The organism is Nocardia sp. NPDC005825 (genome assembly GCF_040630175.1).
Lineage (GTDB): Bacteria > Actinomycetota > Actinomycetes > Mycobacteriales > Mycobacteriaceae > Nocardia.
Genome location: NZ_JBEXXC010000001.1, coordinates 744,721 through 759,520 on the forward strand (window position 1 = coordinate 744,721; position 14,800 = coordinate 759,520).

The window sequence follows — 14,800 nt, forward strand, 5'->3', positions numbered from 1 at the left end:
GCGGTCTACTTCTCGCTCGGCGCGGGTTCCGAGGAATGCATGGGAGACAGGAAGATCACGTGATGGTCCGCATTGTCGTCCATTCCCTTCGACCGCATGATGAGGAACTGGGTGGCGGCGGCGCGGTGGTCGCGCGGCAGACTGCAGACGAAGTTGAGCGTCGCGATATACGCCAGTGAGAGCTGGATCCTGGCGCTGTCGCGGTCCAATGCCTGGCACGTCTTCGCGAGTTCGACCGAGATGTCGATCAGGGCCTTGTTCTGCCGCCTGCGCGGATTCCACACGGGCCCCAACCATTTCGGTGGCACGCCCGGGGGCACCTCGCACCACCGTGCGACGCGGCCGTCCGGCAATTTATCGCGATACAGCAGATGCAGATCGTCGGTCGCCGGCGTCGGCGCGAAGAAGTGCCAGCGCGGCACGAATCCGCAGACATCGTGCACGCGAACCCACCGCTCCACTCTGGTGGCCTCCCACGTCTGGACCTTCCGCGGTATCTGACACAGCGCCGACACCGTGAACCACGACAACAGAATTGCCGCCAGCAAGGCGAATATCAGGTCGTCGAGCGCCATGTCAGTGCAGGTGTCCGAGGGCTTCGCGGCGGATGTCGAGCAATTCCCGGGCGGTCGCCGACGGACCCAAACGCTGGATGTGCTCGTCCGACAGGTGCTGCTGATCCTCCTCCTCGGACCGGACGGCGGCCGTGGCGACGACGATGACGGTGACGGCGATAGCCGTGGCGGCCCAGACGACAAAAGTGCCGTTGTGGCAGCAACTCGCGGCGATCGTCATGTTCCCTTCCAGTTGGTCCTCGGGCACCTGCGCCAACGCGGCGCGTTCGGCCGGGGTCAGCGGCGGCGCGTACTTGAGGGCCACCGCCGCCAATCCGACCTCGGCATCGTCACGCCGGTGCTCGACCAGAGTCAGCGTCGTCGGGTTCAGCTGTCCGCCGTTGTACGGATTGTCGAGGATGACCATCCCGAGGTTGTCGGGCGGGAAGACGTTCGTCGCGAGGGTCCGGCCGCCGTATCGAATACTCGCGAACACCGGCGAGCGCTGCAGCTGACGCCACGCCTGGTAGGGCGAAAGTCGCGCACGCCCCTCGAAACGGGGGCTGATCACCTTCTCGACCAGGTAGACGTCTGCACCCTCACGCGCGGCGGCGGCGTCTCGAACCTGTTGCAGGAGTGGATCACCCTCGGCGGTGACGAAGACTCGCACCGCCCCTTCCGGGCAGAGCAGCACACGGTCAGGCTGTGACGGGACGTAGTCGAGCACCTCGATCTCGCGATACCGGAGCCCACGCATCGCGAGCTCGTCGGCGGCGAGTTGCAGCATCGTGTCTTGATCCATGTCTCAACCTCCAGCGATGGTGGTGATGCCTGTGGACCTGGACGGAAAACTAGCACGGCCGCCCCGCGCCGAGCCGGTGGCGCTCGGGGTCAGTTCTGACCGAGATCTCCGGGAACCGGGGCGAGGGCCCAGTCCAGTGCGGCGTCGGCGACCTGTTCCCAGCCGGCCTCGCCGCAGGTGTAGTGGCTGCGGCCGGGGAAAAGCTTGTAGGCCGAGATGGCCTGGGAGTTCTTGGCGTTCTTCTCGTAGTTCTCGTGCTGGACGCTCGGGGGCAGGATGTGGTCGTTGCCGCCGGCGATGAACAGCAGGGGCGCGCGGTCGTCGTTGGCAAAGTTGTAGGTGGTGGCCGCGTGCGGGGTGAAGTTGGCGAAACCGCCCTGGAACAGGATGCGGCCGGAGACGGGGACGGCGTAGCGGTCGTAGACGACCTGGGATTCTTCCTCGCTGAGGTTGTTGGTGAAGGCGTAGTGGAACTCCTTCGGGGTGATGGGGACCGCGCGATCCTTGTTGGCGGGGTTCTTCAGCACCGGGAAGGTGGCCTTGATCTCGCTGAACGGCAACGCTTTCACGCCCTTGACCGCCGCGCCGTCGATGGAGACACCCACGCTGCCGTAGCCCGCGTCGAGAAGCAGCTGCGTGAACGCGCCGCCGAACGAGTGGCCCATGATGATCGGTTTGGTGTCGAGCGCGCCGATCACCGACGCGAGGTGGTCGAACACCTCGGTCACGCCCAGGCCGGCCAGCGGCGACGGATCCTCACGCAGCGCCGCGACCCCGGCGTCACCCGGTTCGATGCCCGGGTAACCAGGAGTGATGACCTTCAGACCGCGCTCCTCGTAGCGGGCGACCCAGTGTTCCCAGGACAGGGGCGTCATCCAGAGACCGTGGATGAGAACGACCGTGTCCGCTGCCTGCTGTTCCATATGCCCATCCGATCTGTCGGTCGAGATGGCCTTGTACCGGGCCATAGCCGAACGCTATCTGGAGGATCGCGAAAGAAACATGACTCGATCACTGCTGCTCTGTGCTGAAACGCTGAGCTCGAGGACGTCGCGTGGCCGGCTCGCCAGGCTCGCGGCGGCACGAAGTGAATCCTACGGCCCGGCCGATCGCACCCACCAGACGGACGAAGCGGGCGGCGAAGGCGCCACGCCATGATGTGCGAACACATGTTCGAATCCATGGTAGGTTCGGGTCATGTCGATGCCATGGCAGGGATCTCTCCTCGACGGGTTCGGGGAGATCGGGCTCGGTGCGCTGACGGGGGTTCGGCGCACCGAGCTCGGGGACGGGGCGTGGGTGGATGTGCTGCCGGGGTGGTTGAGCGGGGCGGACGAGGTGTTCGAGCGGCTGGTGAGCGAGGTGCCGTGGCGGGCGGATCGACGGGCCATGTACGACCGGATGGTGGACGTGCCGCGGCTGCTCTGCTTCTACGAGCAGGGCCGGGAGCTACCGGATCCGGTGCTCGAACAGGCACGGGAGGCGCTGAGCGCGCATTACGCGGACGAGCTCGGGGAGCCGTTCACCACGTCGGGTCTGTGCTACTACCGCGACGGTGAGGACAGCGTCGCGTGGCACGGGGATACGTTCGGGCGCGGGGCATCCGAGGACACCATGGTGGCGATCGTGTCGGTGGGGGCGGCGCGGGCGTTGCTGCTGCGGCCGCGCGGGGGCGGGGCCAGTGTGCGGTATCCGCTGGGGCACGGGGATCTGATCGTGATGGGCGGATCGTGTCAGCGGACCTGGGAGCACGCGGTACCCAAGACCCGGCGCCCGGTGGGGCCGCGCATCAGCATTCAGTTCCGTCCGCGCGGCGTCCGGTAGCCCGGCGGCCCGGGTGCACGCGAACCTTGCTGTGCTGAACGCAGATTCGCCGGAGGCGAAATCGGGCAGGGAATGAACGTGCTTCGGACCCGGTTGCTGGATTCCGCAACGGAACAGCACACGAGGAGTCGAGGGCCATGACGGAATTCCTGCTGGGCGGCGATCTTCCGGTCGAGCGGATCGGGTACGGCACCATGCGATTGGCGGCCGCGCCCGAACCCGGGTTCGAGGCGGGCATGGGGCACATCTGGCGGGCGCCGGCCGATCGGGCCGCCGCGGTGCGAGTACTGCGGCGCGCCGTCGAACTCGGCGTGAACCTGATCGACACCGCCGACTCGTACGCACTGGGCGAGAACGAGGAGCTCGTGGCGGAGGCCTTGTCGCCGTACCGCGACGAGGTGGTGGTCGCGACGAAGGTCGGCGTTCTGCGACCCTCCCCGACCGAATGGGTACCGCTCGGGCACCCGGCGTATCTGCGGCAACAGGCCGAATTGGGTTTGCGGCGACTGAAACTCGACCGCATCGACCTGCTGCAACTGCATCGGATCGACCCGGCCTATCCGCTGGCCGATCAGATCGGCGCGCTGCGGCAGCTCGTCGACGAGGGCAAGGTGCGCCATATCGGCCTGTCCGAGGCGAGTGTCGAGCAGTTGCGGGAGGCCGCGGCCATCGCGCCGATCGCCAGTGTGCAGAACCTGTACAACCTCGGGGCCCGCCACCATGAGGGCGTGGTGGATTACGCGGCGGCACACGGGATCGCGTTCATTCCGTTCTTCCCGGTGGCCGGGGGCGCGCAGGCCGCGGCGGGCGGCGTACTCGCCGAGGTGGCCGCCGAGGTCGGGGCCACGACCGCGCAGGTATCGCTCGCGTGGCTGCTGCACCGCTCCCCCACGGTGCTGCCGATTCCGGGCACCACCTCGGTCGCGCATCTCGAGGAGAATGTGTCGGCCGGGTCGGTGACGCTGTCGCAGGATCAGTTCGCTCGGCTCTCGGCGATCGCGGAGACGTCAGTCCCGGCCTGACGGATCACGCGCGGCGGGCGAAGTCCGGGACCGGTTCGGGGACGACGCCGCGGGCGACCAGGAAGATCGGGAGGTTGCGCAGGATCGGGATGCGGCGGAAGATCCGCAGCGGCAGGGGCGTTCGAGGGAGGTCGGCGATGTTCAGGCGGCCCGTCACCGCGGGCCGCACGACCTGGGCGTGGGCCAGGCGCTGCATGCCCTGGACGACGGCGGTCGGCAGCAGGCGGCGGCGTTGCACGCGGGCCAGGTCGGCGGTGGTGACGGTGTGCGACAGCAGTTTCGGGGCGAGGATGCGGGCGGCGGCCACGGCGTCCTGGACGGCCAGGTTGATGCCGACCCCGCCGACCGGTGACATGGCGTGGGCGGCGTCGCCGAGGCAGAGCAGTCCGTCGGTGTACCAGCGGTCGAGCCGATCGAGTTTGACGTCGAGGAGTTTCACCTCGTCCCAGTCGTGGACGGCGTCGGCGCGGTCGGCCAGCCACGGCACGACGTCGGCGAGGCCGCGCGTGATCTCGCCGACCGGCGTCTCGGCCCGCAGGTGGGCGTCGCTGCCTTTCGCGATGAGGGTCGCGCTCTGCCAGTAGTCGCCCCGATCGAACATCACGGCCACCCGGTCGGCGCTGACCACCGGGATCAGTCCGGCGGGGTCGGTGTCGTGGCGCGGGATGCGGAACCACCAGGTGTCGAACGGTGTCGCCCACCTACGCACGCCCAGACCCGCGGCCGCGCGCAGCACCGAGCCGCGACCGTCGGCGGCCACGGTGAGGTCGGCGTGGATCTCGCCGGTCGTGCCGTCCGCGGTGCGGTAGCGGACGCCGGTCACCGTGCCGCCGCTGCGCAGCAGGTCGACGGCCTCGGTCCGCATGCGCAACCGGAAGGTCGGTTCGCCGGCGCCCACGCGGGCGAGCAGATCGAGGAGATCCCACTGCGGCACCATGGCGATGTATTTGTGCCGTCCCGGAATGTGGTCCAAGCTCCCCAGCGGCACCATCCGCCCACCGATCGGGGTCTGGATCGAGGTGAGCCGCCGCTGCGGCAGTTTGGCGAAATCCTCGCGCAGGCCGAGGGCGTCGATCAGGTCCAGGGTGGTGGGGTGCACGGTGTCGCCGCGGAAGTCACGCAGGAAGTCGCCGTGTTTCTCCAGCACGGTGACCTCGACGCCCGCGCGGGCCAGCATCAGCCCCAGGAACATGCCCGCCGGTCCCCCGCCGGCGATGAGACAGGTCGTGCGTTCCATCGGGACCTCCCGAGCCGAAGACGCCGTCACCATCGATGGTAGGTCGAGTCCGGCTCGGGCACAGACCCTTCGCGACGGTCAGCGGTCGCGGTGGAGGACGAAGAAGTACGGCTCGTCCAGGCCGCGCATGTCCATGACACCGAGCAGGGTGTCCGCGCCGACGCGGCGGAAGACGTCGACGATCGGCAGGTGGTCGTAGATCATTGCGGCACTGGACTTTCCACGGAACTCCAGATTCCGCAGCCGGGCCTTCGGGGTCGCCGTCCGCAGCATCGGCCGCAGCACGCCGAGGGAGCGGCGCACCGGGGACAGCGCCGTCACCGGCACCTTGCCCGCCAGGAACAGCGGCACCCGACGCGGGTCGACCGGGAAGATCTCGCCGTCGGGGGCCCGGAACAGCAGCGGCTGGACGCTGTCGGCATTGTCGAACTGCTTTCCGTACCAGCCTGTTTCGACCAGCATGCCGTCCCACGGATGGCCGGTGCCCACTTCCGCGCCGCGCCAGCGGCCGGTGGTGATCTCGTCGACGGCCACCCCCGGCAGGCTGTCGAACAGCTCCCAGGCCTGGGCCGCGGTGGCCGCGACCGTCATCAGGGTCTCCAGGCGCGCGGCACCGTCTGTCGCCGAGTCGGCGGCAACCATCATGATCTCCTCGATGAGAGTGAACGACAGAATTTCTCTCACCCTAATGGCGGCCCCGGCGGTGGCCGGTAGAGCTCCCGTGACATTCTGACGACCGGATTGGCCGAATATGTCGATACCGGTTCCCGCGGGGCCGTGGGCCGTTCAGCCCAGGGCCGCCGGAGATTCGGCGTGCGGAACGAGCAGCCGCGGACTGCCCGAACCGTCGGCCGGGACCGCCCAGATGTCGGCGTCGCCGCCGCCGCGCGAGATCGCGTAGCCGATGGTGTTCGGGTCCAGCCACGCCGCCTGGTCGTCCACGCTGCGGGTTTCGGCCAGCGGGGTGCGCCCGCCCGAGGCCAGGTCCAGCACCGAGAGCCGCCAGCCCTTCGCGGGGTCGCCGTCGATCGCCGACTTGAACGCGATCCGCTTGCCGTCCGCCGACAGCGACGGGCATTCCACGTTCTGCGTGATGGTGCGGACGGTCTTCGCCGCCATATCGCCCCGTACGAGGTAGCGGCGGCCGTCGGTGGACATGGTGGCGTAGAAGGTGTTGTCGTCCGCGGCGAAGGTGATGCCCCAGAAGTTGAGATCGGCGGCGGTGTAGGGGCGGCCGTCGACCATGACCGACAGGAACTCCAGGGAGTCGATCATGTCGCCGGTCGTCAGGTCGACCAGTCCGGCGCGGGTGGAGAAGCGGCCGTTGTTGTAGGAGTCGCCCGCCACGAACACGGTCCAGGCCGCCATCCGGCCGTCGCCCGACAGCCGGGTGCGGTTGGGCACGCCGACCAGCGGGATCTCCCGGGTCACGGTCAGATCCGCGTCCAGGAGGGCGGCCTGGAAGGTGGCCAGCGGGCCGTCGGGCCGCAGGCAGATGGCGGTACCGGCCGCCGCGGCCACCCGCAGGCATTCGAGTTTCGACACCGAGCGCGCCGCGCCGGGATCGGCGGCGGACACCATGGCCACGTGGCCCTTGCTCTCGGCCGCGGTGCTGCGGAACAGGATTCGGGGCCCGGGCGCGATGTTCAGCGCCTCGTAGGCGGTGGCGGGTTGCGCGCGCGTCCCGGTGATCACGCCGTAGCCGACGGCGACCGCGGCCAGGACGACCGCCCCGAGCAGGGCGAAGACCATCCGCCGGTTCACGCGTGCTCCTCCGCGGTCTCGGTGACGTCCTCGGCGGTCCCGGCGACCTGGACGCCGCGCAGCAGCACGGCGATCATGACCACGGCCACCGCCACCAGACCCGCGGCGACCCGGCTCGCGTTCTCCGGTCCCCACCAGCTCCAGGCCAGCCCGAACGCCACCGACGACACCAGGTACGACAGCGCCTGCCCGGTCTGGATCAGCGCGATCCCGGTGGTGCGCAAGGCTTTCGGAAGCACCGGACCGGCCAGCGCCATCAGCACGCCGTCGGTCGCGGCGTAGAACAGGCCGTAGAGCGCGAGCACCACCACCAGCAGCGCGGTCCCGCCGAACGGCCCGAACAGCAGCAGGTACACCAGCACCAGCGCGGTGTAGCCGCCGAGCACCACGGTCAGGCGGCCGATCCGGTCGGCGAGCATGCCCAGCGGGGTGGCCAGCACCAGATACGACAGGTTGGTGCCGACCGCCAGCAGCGGAAACCAGCTGACGCTCAAGTGTTCCCGCTGCTGCAGCAGCAGGTAGACGAAACCGTCGCCGATGGTCACCAGTCCGGCCAGGCAGGCCGCGGCCACCAGCCGCCGCACCGGGGCGAGCCGGATCAGCCCGCCCAGCGCGCGCGGCGACACCGCGCCCTTGGCGGGCCGCTCGTCGCGGTGGTCGCGGACGAACAGCACCAGGATCAGGACGCCGAACGCGGCGATGCAGAAACTGGCCACGAAGACCGCGTCGTAGGCCTGCGCGGTGGCGGCGAGGATGCCGATCGCGACCAAGGGGCCGGCGAACGCACCGATGGTGTCCATCGTCCGGTGCACGCCGAACGCGCGGCCGTAGAGCCGCGGCGGGGTGGACAGTGTGATCAGGGCGTCGCGGGGGGCGGTGCGCAGGCCTTTGCCGGTGCGGTCGACGGCGATGACCGCGCCGATCGCGCCGACGGCGCTGCCCGCGGCCAGCATGCCGAGTTTCGCGATCGCCGACAGTCCGTAGCCGAGGCCGGCGATGAACTTGCGGCGGCGGGTGAGGTCGGCGACGTAGCCGCCGATCAGCCGCAGCAAAGCCGTCGCGCCGGTGTAGGTGCCGTCGACGACGCCGTACGCGGCGGGGCTCAGATGCAGTCCGACGACCAGGTACACCGGCAGCACGGCGGTCATCATCTCCGAGGAGATGTCGGTGACCAGGCTGACGGCGCCGAGCGCGAACACATTGCCGCTCAACAGGAAGAACGCCTTGCGGCGCGACGGTGTCGCGTCGTCGCCCCCGGAATGCGGGCGGTCGATCGTGGACATGTACATGGGTGTACTACCTCAGGGGGTCGCGGGGAAGCCGCTCGGGACACATCGTCGGGTCCGCGAGCGGGGTCATTTCAGCTGCCGATCGGTCCGGTTGCCCGGTGAACGGTCAGTTCCACACGTTGGTGATCTCCGCCGCGGGGTTCAGGTGGGTCAGGCCGTAGGCGCTCTCGATGGTGCTGAGCACGTTGTAGTGGTTGATCTGGTTGGAGAAGCTGCCGACCTGGGTGTGCGCGCCCACGAAGGTGGTGAAGATGTGGTTGGACGAACCGCCGTTGTCCTCGTCGAAGGTGACGATGAGCAGGCTGTTGTGGGTCTTGGCCCACTGCGCGTAGGCGTCCATCTTGTTCTTCAGCCAGGTGTCACCGGTGCCGACCGAGCAGTCGTGCATGTCGTTGCACATGTCGGGGGCGATGTAGGAGACCGTCGGCAGGGTGGAGAAGTCGGTCGGGAAGGTGCTGAACCGCACGTTCGAGCTCGCGGGCACGTTGCTGAAGTTCGGGACCGCGTTGTGCTTGCGACGGTAGGTGCCGCTCGAGCAACCGGTGTAGCCGTCCGAGGGCATGGCCTCGGAGTAGCTCTTGTAGCTCTTGCCGGCGGTGAGCAGCTGGTTGGCGATGTTGTTGCCGCTGTAGGTGTGCGGGCAGCTGTCGTCGGTGACGCCCTGAGTGGAGCCGGAGAACATCGCGAGGTAGTTGGGCTCGCTCGGGTGGGTGACGCCGTAGGACTGGGTGAACTTCGCGCCCTGCCCGGCCAGGCTGTTGAAGTACGGCGCGCTGGAGCTGCCGTTGATCTGCGAGTACGCGTGGTTCTCGAACATCACCAGCACGATGTGGTCGAACACCGGAACACTGCCCGCCGCAGCGGCTTCCGACGAATTGACGACCGCGGACGTCGCCATACCGATGAACGCGGCGGCCGACATGACGGCGGCAGCGATGCGCTTCCTGAACACAGATCCTCCTGAAGGATTCGAGCGAGCCCCGGCAGCACCGCCAGGGCCGCGCAATATTAAGAACCGCCATGCGCCGGAACGACGAATGCTCTGCGGCCATCCGATGTGGGGAAAGTGAACAAATCGCATGGCCGGTTTCCGCTGACTCGGACTGAGTACCCCTGTCGCAGCACGAGTTTCGACGCAGCAAACCGGCGACCACCAGCGTTTTCGTCAGATCTACAAAAAGTTGTCGAAATCGCTGGCGTTCCCCGTTTTAGTCATCTAGCCTAAAACCATGACGACAGCGCGAGAGACCGCGGAGACCATCCGGGCGGCTCGGCGGCCCGAAGACCTCTTCGGTTCCGCCGCAACGGATTCCACGAGCAGACAGGCGGCACGACGCCGGTACCACCGGCTGGCCGCACTGGTTCACCCCGACCGGGTCGAGGCCGTCGACGCGGCGGCCGCGGGCGCCGCCTTCGCCCGGCTCGCGGAGCTGTACCAGTGGTGGCTGGACCTGGACGAGGCCGCCTTCGAGGTGACCGGGGCGCGCGGGCGGCATCCCGTCGGGGCGCTGCACGCGGCCGGATCCATCGCCGACGTGTACCGCTCCGGCTCGGATCGGGTGGTGAAGATCCCCCGCCGCGCGGCCGCCAACCGGTTGCTGGCCGGTGAGCGAAACGCCTTGCGCGACATCGCGAGCGTGGCCGCCGAGCACGAGTGGCTGCGACCGTACTTCCCCGAACTCGTCGACACCGTCGACCACCTCGACTCGGGCACCGGCGAACAACGCACCGTCAATGTGCTGGCCGGCCTGACCGACGGGTTCGTGACGATGGAGGAGGTCCGCGCCGCCTATCCGGACGGGCTCGACCCGCGCGACTACGCGTGGATGCACCGGCGGCTGCTGCGCTGCCTCGCCGGGGCGCGGCTGGCGGGCTGGGTGCACACCGCGATCAGTCCCGCCAATGTGCTGGTGCATCCGCGACTGCACGGAATCGTGCTGGTGGGCTGGTCATTCGCGACCCGGCCGGGCAATCCCGCGGCGGCCACGCTGAAGTCGCTGGACTATCCGCCCGAGATCCGCGATGCGGTCTCCCCCGCCACCGACGTCCACCTCGCGCATCGCCTCATGCTCACCATGCTCGGCGACCGCGCGCCCGCCCCGATGCGCGCCTACGCCACCGGGTGCCTGCAAGCCGATCCCGGACTGCGGCCCGACGCCGCGGACCTGCTCGGCGAATTCGACGATCTGCTCGACCGGCTCTACGGGAAGCGCCGCTTCCGGCCGTTCGAGCTCACGAAAGGTAAGTGATAGCAATGGGTTACGGAAGCTGGGACGACAGCGCCTACGACGCGGCGCGGACCTTCCGTGCGGCCGGCGGACTCGACGACTTCGGCTACACCGCCGACATGCGGTCCACGCCGTGGGAGCAGTGGAAGGCACACCCCACCCTGGATCCGTTCGGGGTGGGCATGCGGGAGTCGCGCGACTCCGACGACCACGGGAACTCGCTGCCCATCGCGGTGCTGTTCGACGTCACCGGGTCCATGGGCCGGGTGCCGCGGGTCATGCAGGAGAAGCTGGCCAAACTGCACGGGCTGTTGCAGCGCAAGGGTTATGCCGACGATCCGCAGATCCTGTTCGGGGCCATCGGCGACGCCGACAGCGACCGGGTGCCGCTGCAGGTCGGGCAGTTCGAATCCGACAACCGCATGGACGAGCAGCTGCGGCTGATCCTGCTCGAGGGCGGTGGCGGTGGGCAGAAGTCCGAAAGCTACGAGCTGGCGGCGTATTTCATCGCCCGCCACACCGTCACCGACGCGTGGGAGAAGCGCGGCCGCAAGGGCTACCTGTTCATCGTCGGCGACGAGCTGAACAAGAAGCGGCTGCCCGCGCGGCACATCCAGGCCGTCATCGGCGACGACGTGCGCAGCGACATCGCCGTCGACTCCATCTACCGGGAACTGGCCGACCGGTGGAACGTGCACTACATCCTGCCCAATCAGTCCAGCTACTACCGGGATCCGGAGATCTCCGAACACTGGCAGGAACTGCTGGGCGAGCGGTTCCTGCGGCTCGACGATCCGGCCGCGGTGTGCGAGCTCATCGCCGTGACCATCGGAATCGGCGAGGACCGCGTCGATCTGGGGGCCGGACTGGCCGACCTGCGCGATATCGGGTCGACCCGTGAGGCCGACGCGGTCGGCAAGGCGCTCGCGCCGCTGGGCGGGGTCCGCCGGGGCCGCAGCGTCGGCGCGCTGCCCGCCGCCACCGGGACCGACGACGTCGATCTCTGATCACGAAAGCGAAAGGGACAGCTCATGTTCGGCGGCCGTCACCTGATCGTGGTGGACCTCGGCTTCGGTGACGCCGGGAAAGGCGCCACCGTCGACTGGCTGTGCTCACCGCGGGCCGGGCTCGACGTGGCCGCGGTGGTGCGGTTCAACGGCGGGGCGCAGGCCGCCCACAATGTGGTCGCCGACGGCCGCCACCACACCTTCCGGCAGTTCGGGTCCGGCACCCTGTCCGGGGTGCCGACCCTGCTGTCGCGGCACATGCTCGTCGAGCCCCTGGCCCTGGCGGCCGAGGCCCGCGAACTCGCCGCGCTGGGGGTGGCCGATCCGCTGTCGCTGCTCTACGTCGACGAACGCGCTCTGCTCACCACGCCGATCCACGGGGCCGCCAACCGCTGCCGGGAGGATACGAGGGGTACCGCCCGGCACGGTTCGTGCGGCATCGGCATCGGGGAGACCGCGAGCTACGCCCTCGACCACGACGCGCCGCGGGTCGCCGACTGCGCGCGACCGGATGTGCTGCGGCGCAAACTGATCGCACTCGAAGAGCACTACGCGCCGCTGCTCGCCGCAGGACGGCACCGCTACGACCCGATCGACGATCTACTCGCGGCGTACACCGCCTTCGCCGACGCGGTGGCCATCCTGCCCGGCGAACAGCTCGCGGGGTTCGCGCGCAGCGGGCGACTGGTGTTCGAGGGGGCGCAAGGCGTGCTGCTCGACGAATGGCGCGGCACCCACCCGTACACGACCTGGTCGACCGTGGAACCCCGCAACGCGCGGGACATGCTGGCGCGCATCGGAGCTCCCGGCTACGTGCTCGGCGTGACCCGCGCCTACATGACACGGCACGGGGCCGGGCCCTTCCCGACCGAGGACCCCGCGCTGGCGATTCCCGAGCCGCACAATGGAACCGGCATGTACCAGGGCGCGTTCCGGCGCGGGCACCTCGATCCGCTGCTGCTGCGCTACGCGATCGACGCCTGCGGCGGGATCGACGGACTGGCCGTCAACCACCTCGACGCGGTCGGCGACATCCGCACCGCCACCGGATATCTCACCGCGGACGGGTGCGTCGACCGGCTAGACTGCGGGGTCTGGCAGGACCTGGACCACCAGCAGGGGCTCACCGACCTGCTGGACGCCGCCACCCCGGCCCTGGCCGACCTGCCCGCCGACGTCCCCGGCTACCTGGAGGCCGAACTCGGCGCACCCGTGGTGCTCACCGCCCACGGCCCGGATCGAGCCGATCGCACGGTCCGGATCACCGCTCAGGCATGATTGTCCATTTGTGGAGCAACAATCCGCGGTATCCATCGACGTGATCGCCCTGCGCTACGGGCCCGACGACCCCACCGCCACGCTCGGCATCGCCGCGCGGCGGTGGGAACCGTTCGCCGGGGAACTCGCGCTGCCGGGCGTGCTGCTCGGCCTCGGCGAACGCCTCGCCGACGCCGCCCACCGCGCGGTGCACACCAAACTCGGGGTGCCCGAGGACGCCATCCTCGCCGTCGGACAGGTCGCGACCTTCGACGAACCCCACCGCGACCCGCGCGGGCCGACCCTGTCCATCGCCATGTGGGCGGTCGTCGGCGCGCACGAATCCGACACCGCGACCTGGGTGCCCTTCGACACCGTCCCGCCGCTGGCGTTCGACCACAATCAGATCGTCGCCGCCGCCCGGGAACGGCTGGCCGACATGCTGTGGAAGGACCTGACTTTCACCCGCGCGCTCACCGGCGACGAATTCACCGCCACCCGCGCGGTCGGGCTCACCACCGCCCTGCACGGCGCCAAACCCGACCCGGGCAACCTGAACCGCACCCTGGCAGCCATTCCCGGCCTGGCCCGCACCGGGGAACGCGTGCGAGTCAAAGCCACCGGACGACCCGCCGCGGTCTGGTCGTTCACCGACGCCGCGGCAGGGTAGGGCCGGCGGAGACGCCAACTCGCGAGAGTGGAGGCCACATCGGAGCCGCCCGGGCCGCGGATACCTCCCCTCCCAACGATGTTCGCGGCCCCGCGAGCCGGGCGAGGCTCAGGGCACCAGGACCGGGCGGCCGCGGAGGCCACCGGCAGCGAGCCGCTCGTGCGCATCGGCGACCTGCTCCAGCGGGAGAGTCGCGGCGACCCTCGGGGTCAGGCGGCCCGCATCGACCAGTTCGGCCAGTTCGGCCAGGCGCGCGCCGTCGGCTCGAATCCAGGTGTTGGACACGCGGATTCCACGCAGCGGCGCGGGCTCCCCGCCACCGACCACCGCCACGAACGACCCGGAGGAGCGGACCGCGTCCAGCGCCTCGACGCCGAGCACCGCCGCGTCCAGCGCACCGTCCACGCCGCCGGGAACCAGGGCGCGCACCGCCTCACCCAGGCGCGCGCCACGCGGCACGAAGAACTCCGCGCCGAGTTTGCGGACCAGGGCCTCGTCGGTCGCGGCGGCCGTCGCCACCACCCGAAGTCCGCGGGCCACGGCCAATTCCACCGCGAACCCGCCGACCGCTCCGGCCGCGCCGGTGACCAGCACGGTCCGGCCGTCGCCCAACGCGAGGGCGTCGAGGGATTGCAGGGCGGTCGACGCGTTCAGCGGCAGCGTGGCCGCCTCGACCGCGGTCACCGTGCGGGGCGCGACCGCGACGGCGGCGGCGTCGAGGACCACGAACTCGGCGTGCGTGCCCAGCGGCACGTCCAAGCGGTCGGACAGGCCGAAGACCTCCTCGCCGCGGGCGAATTCGGTGACGCCGGAGCCGATCTCGTCGATCGTGCCCGCGACGTCCCAGCCGAGGCCGATCACGTCCCGCGCCACCAGCAGGCCGGCCTGGGCCAGGCCACCGGATCGGGTGTGCAGGTCGACCGGCTGCACGGCCGCCGCAGCGACCCGGATCCGGATCTGGCCGGGACCCGGATCCGGGACCGGCGTCTCGGCCAGCTCCAGGACCTCGGGACCTCCGAAGGTTCGAACGATGACGGCGCGCATGCGAAAACTCCTCTGCTGTACGGTTTCCCACTCAGAGCACCGAACCTACGGAGTGCTACTCTCCATCGGGAAGTACGTACCCGGAAGTGCGTACCGAACGTC

Annotated in this window: 15 protein-coding genes; 6 read left to right on the forward strand and 9 right to left on the reverse strand. The window is 69.7% G+C overall.

The window, feature by feature from the left end; genetic code table 11:
* Nucleotides 1-5 precede the first annotated feature (5 nt).
* From ABZ382_RS03540 to ABZ382_RS03550, 3 genes are all read right to left on the reverse strand, one after another.
* The gene (locus ABZ382_RS03540; RefSeq protein WP_357083343.1) at nt 6-575 is read right to left on the reverse strand and encodes a hypothetical protein; all 570 of its coding nucleotides are present in this window, start codon (nt 573-575) and stop codon (nt 6-8) included.
* A gap of 1 nt (nt 576) precedes the next feature.
* On the reverse strand, nt 577-1,356 hold the full coding sequence (locus ABZ382_RS03545) for a hypothetical protein (RefSeq protein WP_357083346.1): 780 nt from the start codon (nt 1,354-1,356) through the stop codon (nt 577-579).
* Between the two features lie 89 nt (nt 1,357-1,445).
* Nucleotides 1,446-2,279, reverse strand: a complete 834-nt coding sequence (locus tag ABZ382_RS03550; protein WP_357083349.1) for an alpha/beta hydrolase — start codon at nt 2,277-2,279, stop codon at nt 1,446-1,448.
* A gap of 274 nt (nt 2,280-2,553) precedes the next feature.
* On the opposite strand from ABZ382_RS03550, the gene ABZ382_RS03555 reads away from it, so the two are divergent.
* Both ABZ382_RS03555 and ABZ382_RS03560 read left to right on the forward strand, forming a co-directional pair.
* Entirely contained in the window at nt 2,554-3,180 is a 627-nt protein-coding gene (locus tag ABZ382_RS03555) for an alpha-ketoglutarate-dependent dioxygenase AlkB (RefSeq protein ID WP_357083352.1), read from the forward strand.
* A 137-nt stretch (nt 3,181-3,317) separates the two neighbouring features.
* Nucleotides 3,318-4,202: an aldo/keto reductase gene (locus tag ABZ382_RS03560; RefSeq protein ID WP_357083355.1), complete on the forward strand. Its 885-nt coding sequence runs from the start codon at nt 3,318-3,320 to the stop codon at nt 4,200-4,202.
* 4 nt (nt 4,203-4,206) lie between these two features.
* Here ABZ382_RS03560 and ABZ382_RS03565 read toward each other — a convergent pair whose 3' ends face one another.
* The 5 genes from ABZ382_RS03565 to ABZ382_RS03585 form a co-directional block, all read right to left on the reverse strand.
* Entirely contained in the window at nt 4,207-5,439 is a 1,233-nt protein-coding gene (locus ABZ382_RS03565; RefSeq protein WP_357083358.1) for an FAD-dependent oxidoreductase, read from the reverse strand.
* Between the two features lie 78 nt (nt 5,440-5,517).
* Complete coding sequence (locus ABZ382_RS03570) at nt 5,518-6,081, reverse strand: DUF4334 domain-containing protein (protein WP_357083361.1); 564 nt, start codon at nt 6,079-6,081, stop codon at nt 5,518-5,520.
* 144 nt (nt 6,082-6,225) lie between these two features.
* Nucleotides 6,226-7,203 (reverse strand): hypothetical protein, encoded by a 978-nt coding sequence (locus tag ABZ382_RS03575; protein WP_357083364.1) that lies wholly within the window; start codon nt 7,201-7,203, stop codon nt 6,226-6,228.
* Nucleotides 7,200-8,486 carry an MFS transporter gene (locus ABZ382_RS03580; RefSeq protein ID WP_357083366.1) on the reverse strand — a complete coding sequence of 429 codons (1,287 nt, stop codon included), beginning with the start codon at nt 8,484-8,486 and terminating at the stop codon, nt 7,200-7,202. The genes ABZ382_RS03575 and ABZ382_RS03580 overlap by 4 nt, the downstream gene beginning before the upstream one ends.
* A gap of 112 nt (nt 8,487-8,598) precedes the next feature.
* A complete protein-coding gene (locus ABZ382_RS03585) occupies nt 8,599-9,444 on the reverse strand; it encodes an alkaline phosphatase family protein (protein WP_357083369.1) in 846 nt (281 codons plus the stop codon).
* A gap of 277 nt (nt 9,445-9,721) precedes the next feature.
* Here ABZ382_RS03585 and ABZ382_RS03590 point away from each other — a divergent pair, with 277 nt between their 5' ends.
* The 4 genes from ABZ382_RS03590 to ABZ382_RS03605 are packed head-to-tail and all read left to right on the forward strand — an operon-like array spanning nt 9,722 to nt 13,654.
* The gene (locus tag ABZ382_RS03590) at nt 9,722-10,741 is read left to right on the forward strand and encodes a hypothetical protein (RefSeq protein WP_357083372.1); all 1,020 of its coding nucleotides are present in this window, start codon (nt 9,722-9,724) and stop codon (nt 10,739-10,741) included.
* 5 nt (nt 10,742-10,746) lie between these two features.
* The gene (locus tag ABZ382_RS03595; RefSeq protein WP_357083375.1) at nt 10,747-11,727 is read left to right on the forward strand and encodes a hypothetical protein; all 981 of its coding nucleotides are present in this window, start codon (nt 10,747-10,749) and stop codon (nt 11,725-11,727) included.
* Nucleotides 11,728-11,751: 24 nt separating this feature from the next.
* Nucleotides 11,752-13,005 (forward strand): adenylosuccinate synthetase, encoded by a 1,254-nt coding sequence (locus tag ABZ382_RS03600; RefSeq protein ID WP_357083378.1) that lies wholly within the window; start codon nt 11,752-11,754, stop codon nt 13,003-13,005.
* A 10-nt stretch (nt 13,006-13,015) separates the two neighbouring features.
* Nucleotides 13,016-13,654 (forward strand): NUDIX hydrolase, encoded by a 639-nt coding sequence (locus ABZ382_RS03605; protein ID WP_357083381.1) that lies wholly within the window; start codon nt 13,016-13,018, stop codon nt 13,652-13,654.
* Nucleotides 13,655-13,762: 108 nt separating this feature from the next.
* On the opposite strand, the gene ABZ382_RS03610 is transcribed toward ABZ382_RS03605, so the two are convergent.
* Nucleotides 13,763-14,698, reverse strand: coding sequence for an NADP-dependent oxidoreductase (locus tag ABZ382_RS03610; RefSeq protein ID WP_357083384.1), 936 nt, complete (start codon nt 14,696-14,698; stop codon nt 13,763-13,765).
* Nucleotides 14,699-14,800: the final 102 nt, after the last annotated feature.

Coding starts and splice junctions, on each gene's coding strand:
- ABZ382_RS03545 (WP_357083346.1), bottom strand. CDS start 1,356: ATGGATCAAGACACGATGCTGCAACTCGCCGCCGACGAGCTCGCGATG.
- ABZ382_RS03540 (WP_357083343.1), bottom strand. CDS start 575: ATGGCGCTCGACGACCTGATATTCGCCTTGCTGGCGGCAATTCTGTTG.
- ABZ382_RS03560 (WP_357083355.1), top strand. CDS start 3,318: ATGACGGAATTCCTGCTGGGCGGCGATCTTCCGGTCGAGCGGATCGGG.
- ABZ382_RS03595 (WP_357083375.1), top strand. CDS start 10,747: ATGGGTTACGGAAGCTGGGACGACAGCGCCTACGACGCGGCGCGGACC.
- ABZ382_RS03550 (WP_357083349.1), bottom strand. CDS start 2,279: ATGGAACAGCAGGCAGCGGACACGGTCGTTCTCATCCACGGTCTCTGG.
- ABZ382_RS03590 (WP_357083372.1), top strand. CDS start 9,722: ATGACGACAGCGCGAGAGACCGCGGAGACCATCCGGGCGGCTCGGCGG.
- ABZ382_RS03570 (WP_357083361.1), bottom strand. CDS start 6,081: ATGGTTGCCGCCGACTCGGCGACAGACGGTGCCGCGCGCCTGGAGACC.
- ABZ382_RS03555 (WP_357083352.1), top strand. CDS start 2,554: ATGTCGATGCCATGGCAGGGATCTCTCCTCGACGGGTTCGGGGAGATC.
- ABZ382_RS03610 (WP_357083384.1), bottom strand. CDS start 14,698: ATGCGCGCCGTCATCGTTCGAACCTTCGGAGGTCCCGAGGTCCTGGAG.
- ABZ382_RS03580 (WP_357083366.1), bottom strand. CDS start 8,486: ATGTCCACGATCGACCGCCCGCATTCCGGGGGCGACGACGCGACACCG.
- ABZ382_RS03565 (WP_357083358.1), bottom strand. CDS start 5,439: ATGGAACGCACGACCTGTCTCATCGCCGGCGGGGGACCGGCGGGCATG.
- ABZ382_RS03600 (WP_357083378.1), top strand. CDS start 11,752: ATGTTCGGCGGCCGTCACCTGATCGTGGTGGACCTCGGCTTCGGTGAC.